Below are 14,344 nucleotides of genomic sequence, written 5' to 3'. Positions count from 1 at the left end.
CGTTGGAACGGATCCTCTCGCACAGCAATGCAGTGTTATTCAGAAAGCTTTCCCTGGAAGTGATTGGACCGTTACTCATCTCCTGAAGGATCACATAGTCCCACTTCTCGTTCTCCAGAGCCGCCTGCGTCATTCCGCCCATCTTAGTGTTAGGATTCAACTGCTCGGCAAGACGTGCTCCACCGCGGGTATGCTGGACCACTTCGGCATCTATTAAGTTGTCCAGGGTTTCTGGCATGTTGTTTGCAAAAGTAAAACTATTGCCAAGCATTAATACTCTCATATTTTTATACCTATAATTGAACATTTTCTAATATAACTATCTAGTTATAGCAAAGTCATTATTTACAAATTCTATTGTCACTTCTTCCTGAAGAGACAATACCATGTTATCTTTAGTAATTACATTTACGTCTAGTTGCTTACGGTCTTCACTGTCTAGAACGCAGTGGAACACACGATATCCTAATGCTTCTAATACAACATTATTGCTAAAATGATTATGTTTTACGCTTAACCACCCTAATATCAAAAAAATATGTAAAAACAGTATTGTTTGCTGCCAATTCTTAAAATCAAACGCAAACAAAGGCATTACATAAGACAAAATAAATTCTACAGAAATTGTCTTTTCCTCCTTTGCCTTTAACACTGTATACTTTCTATTTCCATTTACTAAACCATGTTGCAAATAATGATGCAACATAATACCACTAATAAAAAAACCCACGACAATACAGCATATACTTATAATTTCAGTCCAAATACAGTATTGATTAGTCCAAATACTTACTGCATCAATGAAAACTATTGAAAGCCAAAGTGGTGTAAATGAAAGGAAAAACATTGTACACGAAAATATGAAAGACATTTACACTCCTAACTCAGCTCCATTTTCTCGCACCAGATACTTCCATTGCTTCTTCTCTAAACGGATCTGTCATCCCTTTATTGCATAGAATCTTTACAATTCTTTCTGCATCCTTAGGATCAGTCGCATCCAATTTCCCATCCGTTAATTTTACTGAAAACAGCTTTGCAATTCTCTCTCTAGTATTACTATTTTGGAGCTGTTCCAAATTCTTCTTATTGTAAGCCACAAATCTTCTAGGGTTATGGCCATGAAGTGCTACATCAGTAAACCCATCCACATTTACAATAATTCCACTATCTTTAATGGAAACAACATAATCTGCACAAAGTTTTTTGTATGCTCTTTCCATATTGAAAAGCTTCTCACCTGCCATTGTAAGAAAATATACTTTATCTACGACGATAATAACATCTATAGATGTTCGCAAATTCAAAACTTTTTCAGAAAACTCTTCAAACCTTCCTTTATTACAAAAGAATTTATGTTTTAAAGTTGTGATTGGATTTTGCATAGAAATCAATTTTACAGGAAGTATTTCCCCATCGTCTTCAATACTAAACGTAATCATTGAAGCAATCGCTTTCATTAAAAGCGGGTCTTGTTCCACTGCTGGTGCCGCCAAGGCCTCCAATAGCAAATCATATTCTTTTTGAATCAATGCATTGTCTGTTTCTAAATAATATACATTTTTTCCGTCAGCGCTTCCATCATACGCAATACATGCCGAAAACATTTTGTCCAATCCTTTTTTACTATCCAAATATTTATCACGGATTTCAAGTAAAAAACTTTTCATTTTATCTATCGGTTCAAATGTAATAGGCCTTACTATATAAGCGGTATCACCGTTCCTTGACGTGTTCATTTGAACAATCTGAAACACTACATCTTTTGCCTCTTCTAAATGTGTTAATACTTGTTTAATTCTTGCTAATGACATTACAATCCTTTCTCAACAGTACATTCAACCACTGTTGTTTATTTCCTGGTCGAGCGTCATCTGTTCGCCACATTTTTATTAATTGATAATTCAAGATATCAGACAAAAGAGCTTGTAACTCACGTTCGGTTAAGTCAGTAAAATGACGCCCCTTCTCCTCTCGATCTTGTGTTCCATATTTCCAAGAACAATAAAGAACCCCTTCTGGTTTAAGCGATTTACAAATTTTGATAAGAGCTTTCCTCTGATTTTCTCTTGAAACATGCAGCAATGAAGCACATGCCCACACTGCATCAAATTCATTTTCAAACTCCAATTCTTCAGCTCGCTGAATGTATGTAACAACGCCGGATAACGTTCTTGTCTTCTCGCACATTGCTGGTGATGGATCAACTGCAACGACATCATATCCTTGTTCTGCAAAATACTTACTGTCTCTCCCGCTTCCACAACCCAGATCCAGAATGCGGCATCCTCTTTTAATATGCCCTTCAAACTCTTTATAAAGACTACTCACATCTGCATTTACTGTCAAAAGCACAAACTCGTCTGCATTTTTTTCATAGTATTCAATAGAATCATTATTCATGTTTACACCTTCATATTCCACATATCATATCCTTGCATCTGTGCAGATTCATATATTGGCTTCAAATTATGACTCAAAATATTAACAAATTGAGTTTTTGTATTTCCTGGTATATACAATGCTTCTGATGCCCATATTGCATTTACATTGTTCTTGCGACACTTTTCAAATTTATCAATCAAGAACGCTGATTTTTTAGATTCATCTTCCGGAAAAACAAGACTATACAAATAATATTGATAATGTGCAAACGGCTCAAAATATTCATCCCACGATGGCAATCTATTGTTTTTACTAGAATTCAACGATTTACTCATAGGTGTCAAATTCCACAATTCATCATTTGATATATATGAACGCGGAACAAAATGATCAATGGATAACACATCCAATCCAATTTCTCTACCTGTATATATTTCTCGGATTGGTCTTTTCGTAATATCCACCGTTGCTCTCCACAAGGCTCTTGCTTGATCTAGTTTTCTTTGATCCTCGTTTTCCGGACATATTTTATATATAATTCCTGGTACACCTGGATTTCGGTCTTGAAGAAATTGAGCTTTATTATATTGCACCCAGCTTCGAATAACTGAATAGTTTTTTATTAAGAGCTTACGCCAATACGCATTCAAGCGTATTCTTTTCTGTAACCCTACCCCATCAATTATTGTGTATAAGATATTTTCATTCCCCGTTAGTTTTTCCATGTAAGCAATCAATCGTCTATGCTTATCATTCTTTATATAAGAAAGACCTTCCTCCATTCCTTCTGTATCAAAAAATGGATAAAGTAATTTGTACGGCACATAGTCTGTCAAACGAGTTTTATCTTTCTTAAGTTCATTTTTACAGTCTCTTATTGCAGCCTTCAGTTCTTCTTTCGACGGATTCTGTGAAAGATCCTTTGAAAAATGATTTAAGGTATTTACAGCATGCTCTAAAAAGTTTTCTGCATTTCCATTAACTGTAGGGCCAAGACGCAAATGATAATGAGTAACAGTGTGCCATGCTTCACATATCATTTCATCAATTACATCTTCAAATGACAAATCCTCATCCGTCTCCATAGTCAAATTCAAAATTGCCTCGAACCAATAAAATTTGTAGCTCTGAGCCTTATTATTAAACATTCTGGCAAACTTATCCGTATCTAAATTGTTTTCATAAACAATTCCCATATTCATTTTAGGACTCATATTGCCTCCTTGACATTAACCTTTTATCTGCTTAGCTATCTCTATCAACTTAACTAAGTTTTCCTTCAACTCATTCTCTGAAGTATCTGGTCCCCAACTGATTCGAACAGAGCACTCAATTTCTTCCTCTGGAATTCCCATTGCTTTTAATACATAGCTTGGTGAATAGTTTTTAGATGTACACGCGGAGCCATTTGATATACTACAATACTGTTTTGCCATGATCATTAAGGCTTCTGATACAACTCCTGGAATACATATATTAACCGCACTGTTCACACAATGCCTTTGATTACCATTAAAATGATATTCCATTCCGGATTCATCAAATATCGTTAACACCAGCTTTTTCAAAGCATCCATTTTTTCTTTGTTATGTTCATAATCCAACGATGCTATTTCACATGCATATCCACATCCTGCAACTAAAGCAACCGGTATTGTTCCAGGTCTAATTCCATGCTCTTGTTGGCCTCCGTACATAATCCCCTTTATCGGTGGTAATCTGTAACCATCTTTTCTTAACACAAGAACACCTATGCCCTGCGGTCCCTGTAGCTTGTGGGCGCTGAAAGATAGCATATTATATTTCAGCCCCCTTATCTCTTTTATTAGCTTTCCACAACTTTGCGTTGCGTCCACATGAAATAAGACCTTTCTTTCTGACAAAGCCTTCCCTATATGCTCTACAGGCTGAATAATTCCAGTCTCATTATTTACATGCATAACACTCACTAACAGAGTATCTTCTCTTACTCTAGACAATATATCTTCTGGTTTTACAAAACCTGAACGTTCCGGATCTACAAGCTCAATATCGTATCCTCTCTTTTCTAAGGCTTTTACTGTTTCCAAAATAGCCTTATGTTCTATCGATGTTGTAATAATATGCTTTTTACCTGTTTTTTCTGCATATTCCATTAATCCTTGAATAGCAATATTATTACTTTCTGTAGAACCACTTGTAAAAAAAACTTCCCCCGGTGAAATCCCCAATAACTCTGCAACTTGCTTTCTCGCATTTTCAACCACTAATCTTGCTGTTTCACCGTGATTATGAGTTCTACTATCTGCATTTCCAATTGTTCCTTTATAGACTTCTATCATTACATCAAGAACCCTCTGATCAATTGGTGCAGATGCATTATAGTCCAAATATGTACTCATTATTTCACCGCCAAATGTAATAAATCATCTATACTTTTTATGAACCCTGTTCCACATAAATAAGAAATTCCACGTTCCAAATTTAATCTAAAGTATTTTGAAACAGTCTCATCATCAGTCTCTAATCCCATACTAATACACCAAGCCTTAACAAGAGCTTCATAAACTTCATAGTATTCTCCACCAAATGTATACCATGACATTTCCAAATTACTGTCACTTGCAAGTGGAATATCTGTTGGGAGTGTTTTTTCTGCTAAGGAATAACATAATGCCCATCGGCAAAGAATATTCCAATTCTTAATACCAGTCTTTCCCTTCAAACGAGAAAGCTGATCTTTTGCTTGTTGAGACAAGCGTACTTGTTTGATTATCATAATTCTTGAAAATACCCTTTCTTAATTGACGTACTCTTTGTTTTCTCGCTGTATACAAGTGTAAACTCATCTCCAACAGAATTTTTCATCATTTCATAATAATTCTGATCAATTTCTGTATCTGTGGAAAGAATAATTGTCTGATCACTTGCATTTGGAAAATAGGTACTAATAATGGACGTTCTATGTTGAGAATCCAGTCTAGACAATGGCGTATCAATTATTACTGGTAATTTTTTCTTCGAACACAATGCAAGAGCCCACAAAATAGCAATTACCATAAGCTGCTTTTCTCCTGCTGAAAGGGACTCTTTTGATACTTCATTCCCATTTTCATCAAGATATTGCATATCTAGTGTTTCTGGATTCATCACAATTTCTTGAATTAGATTCTTTTTATTTGCAAGTTGCTTGTAACATTTCGTAATTGTAGCTCCTAAAGTACCAGTTTTTCTTCTCTGCAGTTCTACTGCATATGCCTCTAAAATACGAAGTGCAATATTCGAATATTTCATCATTCTTTCTGAATCATCATGAAGTTCAAGTTTTTGAAGAAAAATCTCGATATCTCTACTGTACTCCGCACTCTTTGTTATTACTGTAGAATTTATAGAACTTCTTTCCTGCTGTAATCTGTTATATTCAACTTGTGCCTCAACTAAATCTGCCTCTTTCGCTTTTATTTGATCATATATAGCCGTTAAATCTTTTTCATTTATATCCAATGTAAGATAACTCTCAACTGCATCTAATTGCTTTTTCAAATCAGCCTTATTTGCTAATAATGATTTTGTATTGTTCACGCTCTGTTGCAGCGTATTCTCTACTAAATCATTCATTTGAAATAACGCATGATCTGACATTTCATATAATCTAGGGGCTGAATCTGCTTCTGTTTGTTTTCTAACATAGTCTACAAATATACGACTAGCTTCTATCGACTCTGGATATTGCATTTCAAAATCTGATAAATAGTCATCCATTTGTTCTAATGCTTGCTGCATGATAAAATCATTATGTTCATCCTCAGCCTGCAGTTTTATTTGACTAACAAGATCCCTTACAAGAAAAATAGGCAATTCTGTAGCAGCCATTCCAACTAATAGTTCAGCATTTTGTGCTATCCCTGTTTGAATCTGTGCTCTCTTTTGCATCAAAGACTGTCGTTGTTCGAGCACAGCTCCTCCTTGAAGTTCATACTTTTTATGTAATTGTTCAAGCACTTCCTGAAGGTCTTCCACCTTTTTTGTTGCAATTGATATTGATTCATCAATTTTCTCTAATTCAGAAATTGCTTGATCTCGTTCCTCTCGTAAAGTTTCTAAATGTTTATTGGATTCATCTGCTTTGTTATTTCTGTTGATTTTTTTCACTATGCGACCAAGATCGTTTTTCAAAACATCTAAAGTGGTCATTCCGAGCATTGAACGAATAGAGGCCTTCATTTGATCATCTGTTTTTGCCACTGCTAATTCAGCAATCTTTTCTCCATCAAAGAAATAAAAGCTAGATAATGCACTTGGAAGAATATTCTCTACAAACATAGCCCAATTCTGTGTTAAAAATTCGCTATATACACCGTTCTGTTGTACAGATATTTCTTCCTTTGTAATTCTTGAAAGAGCGTTCCATTCTCGTCTAACAAGATATGTATCATTTGAACTTTCATTTAATAAAAATTCAATTTCCACATAGCTGCTTTGACTCCGGCTATTATTGTTTACATATGAACGAAGATATTGATTATATGAGTTGTAATCACTTTCTTTATATGCAATTGAATTTGCTCCGTACAAAGACAACAAAATTGCCTCCAAAAACGTAGTTTTTCCTCGTCCATTCATACCACCAATTAAGACAATTGGTTTTTTACTAGCAAATTCAAATGTATTAGTTCCTGCATAAACACCAAAGTTATGCATAGTTAATCGATTGATTATCATTCTTCAGACTCCTCATCTGTTTCTTCTGGCATCTGGTTTCCGTAATCCAAAAACTTTTCGTTATACTTTCCACCATATTCCTTTTTACGACAAACCTTTTCCATATAATACTGTGTAGCATCATCTTCATTTTTATAAAATGTCTTAGCAATAACTTTTTCCAGTTCCTCTATTATGCCTTTTCGCTGGTTCATACCAGCAGCATTACTTTCTACATCAATAAGGCTATACATCATTTCAAATGCAAGTTCCTCATCTCCGTATAAGTCTGAGCAGACTTTCTTCAGAATATCCCACTCTTCTTTAGCGAAACCTTCAGCACAAATCCAATCTGGATCTTCAAATTCTTTACCCGTTACCTCAAAATAAATTCTTGGAACAGCATCATCAAATTCATGCTTTTCTAAAACCCAGATTTTTCTTATCTCTCTCAATTCTTGAATTCTTATCAATTCAAGATTTTGAAACTCTTCAGGACCTGTTTCGTTAATATTCTTTTGAATCTCTAGAAGTCTTCTTAGCCATTGTTCTCGTACTTCTTTTTTATACGGCCCATGAAATAACTTTCTATAGTTACCTTGAAGATTTCCATGCATACGCCTAAAACTTCTTCGATCTCTATCGCCTTCTTCATTGCCAAACTCATTTCGAAATTCAAGAAGCTGTGTCATCCACTCTTTCTCATCATCATTTGCAATCATAGCTTCCATCGATTTGTCTTTTTCTACCATGGTGCAAACCCAACATCCAAAACGACTTTTTCCACAAGAAGGCAAATCCTTGTCCACCATGATCGGACATTCATTATCGGCCGTGGCACCCTTATACATCGTTAAGAGTTCCATATTCGAATATCCCCATGGATTTTTATATTGCATTAAAAATGCCCATACATCGTCATCGGTCCATGCCTCTAATGGAGAAAATACGAGTTCATTTGCCAGTGTAGGATTTGGACTGAGTAACTCTCTTACTCTTTTCTTTTCCAAATTTGTCATTGTCTGATTTCTTCTCGAACTTTCAGCTTTTCTTGTTCCTAAAACAAGAATGACTTCCCCATGCTCTGCAATCTTATTTTTTATAAAATTATTAACTGGCTGAATTTTTAGTCTATCTGTACACCATCTATATTTCATTCTTGGAAATGGATATCCTCTTCCAATCAGATTTACCCAAAATGTATTATTGTATTCTGGAATTAGTTTTTCAGGAACGAACGGTAACTTCTTTTCTTTTGCAGCTTTTCTCATTGAATCTAACGATTTTTCAACCCATTTTGATACGACCGGTGACTCTACAAGTGTATCTGTATTCATAATGTGGATAGGTTTAACTCGTTGTCTTTCTGGTAAGCCTTCCATAGCAATCCAAACAAGCTGTAGTGCTGCCGTGCTATCCTTTCCTCCTGAATATCCAATCATCCACGGTATATCATCTGATAAATACAGATTTTGAATAGTTTTGATTAATCTATTTATTATTTCTTTACTGATTGCCATTTTTCACTCCTGTTGATTAGCCTACTATTTTTTTCAACTTTTCTTCAGCCATTTGTTCTTCTTTAGACAGCGGTAGTTTCATCACTTTTTTTATTACATTTGAAATTAATAGTGCTGCTCTTTTATTTGTAATTATTCTTCCGTTCTCGCTAATAGCTCTTAGATGCCATATACTTGCACTACGATTCCAATTAATCTCTTTCAATATTTCTAGATATTTCTGCATATCCAAGTCTGAATTAGAATAGAAATAATTCCCCACTCTTCCCAGTGCTTGAATCACTATATTTTGTGTTGCAATGTACTGTTCTCTTAAATCCACCTTAGTAATTTCTTTGTTCGATAACTCCTGCCAAGGAAGCATATTAGCAACAACCATTTCCCAGTATGTTGTGAGAAAATCCTCAGTTTTATCCTCTATTTTCCCGCCTACAACAATCTTGTTTGCAGAATATATAGTATTTAAAGTAAATAATTTCGAAGAAAACTTGCCTAAGATATCTTTTTCTTTATCAGTATAAGTATTTAAAAATTCTATTTTCCATATTATATTTCTTGTAATCACAGCCATTTCGTCACGCGAATCATACAATTCCGAAATAGAATTAGACGTTTTTACAGCATTTTTATTTAAATCTGTAAAAATCTGTTGACTACGTGCCAACCCTTTGTCTGCAAAAAAAACAATTGATATGGTCTCGTCCCCTAATGAAGGATCTTCTCTCATTGCCTCTAAGATTGAAGACTTTCTATGCTGACCATCGTTAATTAAAAATTTCGCATCCATTGACACTTCCAAAGTACCTGCATCTTGATTAGAATTATCTGCTTTAAAGCAAAAGTCCCCATCGATCGATGCAGCTAACGCAGAGAACACATAAGAATCTCTGTTGTCCAATATATATTTGCTTATTACCGGTATCCTAGCTTCATTCAGCTTCCTTTGTGCTCTATATTCCGGAAGAACGTACTCGTCATCAATCGGAAATAGACGTGGTAACATTTTCAAAGGAACCATTGCAATAAAATATTCTCTTTTTGCTTGAATCCCTCTAACAACAGGGAACTTATATACATAATCCATTTTTATCTCCGTGAACCAAATAAAGATATACTTAAGTAGCTACTTAAGTATATCTTTATTTTTGTTAATAGTCAATCTTATGCTTCTTTTTTACTAAAAAAGCCTGCAAAACTAACCCCTTCTACTTCCTCCAACAAAAGAAAGTTTTACTCGTCTATCCAATGATTCATCCCTTAACCATCGCAATACATTTTCATCTAAATCCGTAACTGTTGCTTTTCCATTATTCATCTTCTGTAAGAAGGCAATTATTTGTTGATCTAATCCTAATCCATCAATCAAATCTTTTGCTTCTGCAAGGCTCTGATTCATTGCTTTAAAATCCCCAATGCTGGTTGTCCAAGAAGCTCCCTTGGCAATCCCATCTAGACATTTAGCCACTTTTTCTGTATCAATCCCTGAGATAACCTGCAACGTACTTTTGGTTGAATTGGTCATAGATGAATAATGCTTTGCCCAATCTTTCTTGATATTCTGCTGTACAGTTTTATGAGCATTTTCTACCTGTGAAATAGGATCCTTTTCAGCAAAACCAGATTTAACAATGCCTTTACTCTCTTCCAACAGACTTTCTAATTCTATGAGAATCTGATCATTTAATTGAAACTGCATTTTTTCCTTTGTATACTGCAGTGCCAACATCAATGAATGAATTTGACTAGTCAGTACACTAAATCGTTGATCTAGTGCTTCCTGAGCGGCTTTATTATCTCTTCTTTCTTCACGCTGACGCAGATCCTTCATATCCTTTATACTTTTGTCCAGAATATCTATCATCATTGCCATCACCGTAACACTCCTATCACATCCATATCACTTGCAATTACTGATAATTCAGTTTTATAGTGAGTTCCGCTCTCTTCATCAGTCTCACTATTGCCCAGCAAGCTCTTTCTACTACTAATTTGTTTGTTTGCTTCTGAAATATCTTTTTCCACTTGCTTAATCAATTCTATCAGCGGCTGAATAACCCCTACTGGATCCCCTGAAAATGCCATGAGAATTGTGAGCGGATCATCCTCATCCAGCACTCTAGTGATATCTCCAATTGCCTTTGCAATTTGTTTGATGGCTTTTTTTACTCCATCCACAGCAACCGCCTTAATATTAATTTGCGTTTCATCTATTTCTTTATAGAACTGATTTACTTTTACCAATAATGCATCGATATCCTCTTCTTCTACTTCATCATCATCAAAACAATCATACACTATTTGAATTGCCTTCTTCGCAATATCAATTTCAGCATTTGCTACATTTTCTATTCTACTTACAATGTCATTTAGAAATGAATATGTGTCTTTTCGTAATTTAACTTTATCATCTAGCTGAAAATCCTCTTCTGGAATCTGCAATTTATTAGTCTTAGCTTTCCTAATTGTTTTTGAAAGGTTAATTGCATCTAATACTACAACATTACCAGCTGCACTTCCTTGCAAGAGATTAAAATACTGACGCACAGTTTCTCTATTGATAATATCTGCATCTCTTTGGTGCATAACAGCTAACAATGCGTTCCACTCATTTGAATGCCATGTATTCTTATTCTTTGCCAGATGATTACAAAAAATATAATCAGCAGTTAAATTACCAAGTGATTTTTCTCGATACTCTCCATTCAAGATTAATCGATACATTTCTGCGGTCACTGCAGCCTCAATATACTTTGTATCATTTTTATCATCATACTGAGTTACTGCCTTCACAATCTGTTTCTTAATTCTTGCAGTCCAAGAAGTAATTACATAAGCGTCAAAATCAGATCCTACATATTCCCAGCTTTGATTACCAAATTCTCTCCATCTAATAAATGCATTAATAACATTTAATGAATCCCAGTTTGCGGGTAATACATAATAGCCATTTCCCTTTGTTTGATTTTCCAAAGCAACCAGCTTATATTTAGAGGCCTTTCCACTTATTGACGCTTTTACTTTTGCAACATTATCCATAGATACGCCTTCGGCTTGCCAATTGATTGCTGATATAAGAAAATCTCCCATATCTTCTCGGGCAGTACGAATTGTACCTTCTGCGCCACCTGTAGTAGATAGGTTAATAGGCATACCATTAGCCCACTGAGTTAACTTAACGTTAGCATCATCAAGCTTTTTCTGTTTTTCTGGTGGTATAGCAGGTATATTACTCGGCTCACCTGAAGGACCAGCACCTTGTGGAGGAATTTCCGGCTCTATATTGGGCGTTGGTTTTATCCCACTACCAGAATCTGCCTTCTGTAAATTAACTACTGGCATTCCAAATTCTTCATATATATATGTAGGTAATCCCGCTATATATGTTATCGAGTCATAAGTGAATTCTTTTGCTTCATTATTTCCCCAAATACTCATAAAACAGAACACACGATCCGCAAGTTCCTCATCCTGAATCTGATTATGTACCATAAAATTAAGCGTTGTATTAATGTTCACTAAAGCATATTTTTTACTAGGGAAATTCGTCTCATTATAAAGCAAGTCACTTACAACCGGCTCAATGATATCTCTGATAATATATCTTGGTGTTTGATGTCCTTTTGTTAATTCATTTTTATACAAGTATTTAATACTATTTTTTGTAAACGGATATAAACACAATTTTTTTCCATGTGGAATATCGATATATTCCCAATCATTGCCTTGAGCTACCTCATGAACTGGATATTCGCCCGGAAGAGCCTTATTGTTTACCCACTCTGATATTCTATCAACAGGTAATGACATTGCATTTATGTATCTGCCTACGAACTCATACAATCCACTTTCATCGAAAACATCATCTGGAATATATACATATTGCGTTACACGATCGCGATGATTCTGTCGAAAACAATCGTTAATATACGCATTTGTTCCTCCTACTACAGATGAAATTCGACAAATATCACGGTCATTATGTTCCTCCATCAACGCATTCAAAAGCGCATTATCTACCCCAGTAAAGGAAGTAACATCTTCAATAAAAAGAGTCAAATTTTTCCCAATACGGTAGAGTTCTTTTCGAATATCCATGAATACTTGTTCAAAGTCTCCTGGCTCAATGCCAGCACATCGTTGAATAACAATCTCGACAAATTGATTAAGGTAATCACTAAATTTTTTAGCATCCTCCATTGCATCATTCGCCATAAGAACTCTGGCCATTTTATCCGCTTTCGGATCAGCTCCAGCTTGTTGCATATCATCATACAAATCCACAGACACTATAAAGTCCTCTGGCTTAAACTGAGCAATAGTATCCAAATCCACAAACGAATTTTCTGCAACCTTAGAATAGATCCTTTCAATCGGACCTCCTGATCTCATCATGTAATCATGAATCGTCTCATTATTAAAAAATGCAACCAATCTTTTTCGCTTTATATTATTCAGCTGAATCTCGTATTCGTCATCATCATTATTAATCTCAATAATGAAATTATGATAAATCATATCTTTCAGTTTATCTTCCGGAACAGCCGCAGAAGCGTTTGCTAGACGCTTAATAATCTCTTTATTTCCGATATCCTGAACCTCTGGTTTGTCCAGCAGCTGACGAATCGTTCCCTTTAACGTATTATCGCTTCGTCGAATAAATAGAACCACTTCATCATCTGGGCGATCCGCTTTATAACGTGCCTCAAACCATCGAATCAAGTGCGACTTTCCCGTTCCGCTCTGTCCATAAACAACAATGAACTGATGTTTATTGGAAGGGTTTACAATGAATTTTTTGTAAATATCTTCTTCAGACGTATACTTTTCAGAAGTGGGAACAAATTCAAATTGATTGAGCATCACCAATTTCTTTATCGCAACATGTGTTGCTAAAAAGTCGCCTTGAGAAGCTGTAATGGAATCTGGTTTGACAACTGATGCCAACCTATCTTTTGCTATTGCTATATCCATATTTCCCCCTACTTCAACACTGTAATATTTGTAACTGTTTCATTTGCACTAAGTGCATCTACGTGATACAAATTCCATGTATCTTCCTGGTCTAAAATGTATTCCATTCGAATAGCACCTGCATCCTGCAGTGTTCTTAGCCCATTAGATACTCCAAAGCTAAACTTTTTAGTACCGTTTGAAGAATCAATAATAATATCTGAATGCGGGCGAAGTTTCTCTAAAAATTCCGCGATAGAATATCTCTTATTCTTTTCAAATTCGGCTTCAGAAATAATATCCTGTAAAAATGTGTCCGCATTAGGAATAACAAACATATCCTGAAGATATCCGAAACCAAGATATGATGCCCAAAATCTCCACGCACGCATTGCCATACTGTCTACCGAAATACCAGTTTTTAGCGTCATAAGCGAAGCCATATTTGCCACATTCTGTTCACCGTGCAATATTTCTTCTCCCATATCAAAATATGCCTTCGTCACTTTATAAAACTGCCCTTCACGAAACTGATTTAGCTGTCCATTGATATAGGAACGCATAGTATCCATGTTTTTCAATACAGACGCATCAACCGCTACAGATAAAACGTTGTCTGTAACGGTAATTAATTGTAATTCTTCCGCAGCATTTCTATAATCATTATAGTAGCTTGATTTTTGGTTCAAGTAAGACGGCTCCATCTTCTCTTTAACTTCTGAGGTAGACATTGCCTTCTTCCCCACTATTTTACACAGTGTGTATACACGCTCCGGAATAGCTGGTGTCACCATCTTATTTTGAAACAT

At 35.3% G+C, this 14,344-nt stretch carries 12 protein-coding genes and 1 pseudogene; all 13 read right to left on the bottom strand.

Going from position 1 to position 14,344, the window contains the following annotated elements; genetic code table 11:
* Nucleotides 1-283 (bottom strand): annotated as a pseudogene (locus FLB61_RS11695) (WYL domain-containing protein); the annotation flags it as partial.
* A 36-nt stretch (nt 284-319) separates the two neighbouring features.
* Complete coding sequence (locus FLB61_RS11690) at nt 320-871, bottom strand: hypothetical protein (protein WP_039861345.1); 552 nt, start codon at nt 869-871, stop codon at nt 320-322.
* Nucleotides 872-884: 13 nt separating this feature from the next.
* Nucleotides 885-1,814, bottom strand: a complete 930-nt coding sequence (locus FLB61_RS11685; RefSeq protein WP_221920270.1) for a Kiwa anti-phage protein KwaB-like domain-containing protein — start codon at nt 1,812-1,814, stop codon at nt 885-887.
* Complete coding sequence (locus FLB61_RS11680) at nt 1,795-2,424, bottom strand: class I SAM-dependent methyltransferase (RefSeq protein WP_221920269.1); 630 nt, start codon at nt 2,422-2,424, stop codon at nt 1,795-1,797. Before FLB61_RS11680 ends, FLB61_RS11685 begins: the two co-directional genes overlap by 20 nt.
* Nucleotides 2,406-3,599: an HNH endonuclease domain-containing protein gene (locus tag FLB61_RS11675; RefSeq protein WP_221920268.1), complete on the bottom strand. Its 1,194-nt coding sequence runs from the start codon at nt 3,597-3,599 to the stop codon at nt 2,406-2,408. Before FLB61_RS11675 ends, FLB61_RS11680 begins: the two co-directional genes overlap by 19 nt.
* A 15-nt stretch (nt 3,600-3,614) precedes the next feature.
* Nucleotides 3,615-4,766 (bottom strand): cysteine desulfurase family protein, encoded by a 1,152-nt coding sequence (locus tag FLB61_RS11670; RefSeq protein WP_221920267.1) that lies wholly within the window; start codon nt 4,764-4,766, stop codon nt 3,615-3,617.
* A complete protein-coding gene (gene dndE / locus FLB61_RS11665) occupies nt 4,766-5,143 on the bottom strand; it encodes a DNA sulfur modification protein DndE (RefSeq protein WP_008975954.1) in 378 nt (125 codons plus the stop codon). The genes FLB61_RS11670 and dndE overlap by 1 nt, the downstream gene beginning before the upstream one ends.
* Nucleotides 5,140-7,086, bottom strand: a complete 1,947-nt coding sequence (gene dndD / locus FLB61_RS11660; protein WP_221920266.1) for a DNA sulfur modification protein DndD — start codon at nt 7,084-7,086, stop codon at nt 5,140-5,142. The genes dndE and dndD overlap by 4 nt, the downstream gene beginning before the upstream one ends.
* Nucleotides 7,083-8,585 (bottom strand): DNA phosphorothioation system sulfurtransferase DndC, encoded by a 1,503-nt coding sequence (gene dndC, locus FLB61_RS11655; RefSeq protein ID WP_221920265.1) that lies wholly within the window; start codon nt 8,583-8,585, stop codon nt 7,083-7,085. The genes dndD and dndC overlap by 4 nt, the downstream gene beginning before the upstream one ends.
* A gap of 16 nt (nt 8,586-8,601) precedes the next feature.
* A complete protein-coding gene (gene dndB / locus FLB61_RS11650; protein WP_221920263.1) occupies nt 8,602-9,669 on the bottom strand; it encodes a DNA sulfur modification protein DndB in 1,068 nt (355 codons plus the stop codon).
* Nucleotides 9,670-9,780: 111 nt separating this feature from the next.
* Nucleotides 9,781-10,455, bottom strand: a complete 675-nt coding sequence (locus FLB61_RS11645; RefSeq protein WP_221920262.1) for a hypothetical protein — start codon at nt 10,453-10,455, stop codon at nt 9,781-9,783.
* A complete protein-coding gene (locus FLB61_RS11640) occupies nt 10,455-13,556 on the bottom strand; it encodes an ATP-binding protein (protein ID WP_221920260.1) in 3,102 nt (1,033 codons plus the stop codon). Before FLB61_RS11640 ends, FLB61_RS11645 begins: the two co-directional genes overlap by 1 nt.
* 8 nt (nt 13,557-13,564) lie before the next feature.
* Nucleotides 13,565-14,344: a hypothetical protein gene (locus tag FLB61_RS11635; protein ID WP_221920258.1), complete on the bottom strand. Its 780-nt coding sequence runs from the start codon at nt 14,342-14,344 to the stop codon at nt 13,565-13,567.

It is taken from the genome of Sellimonas caecigallum, assembly GCF_019754295.1.
GTDB classification, from domain to species: Bacteria; Bacillota; Clostridia; order Lachnospirales; family Lachnospiraceae; genus Sellimonas; species Sellimonas caecigallum.
The sequence above is the reverse complement of the archived record's forward strand: the minus strand, read 5'-3'. Positions and strand labels throughout refer to the sequence as shown.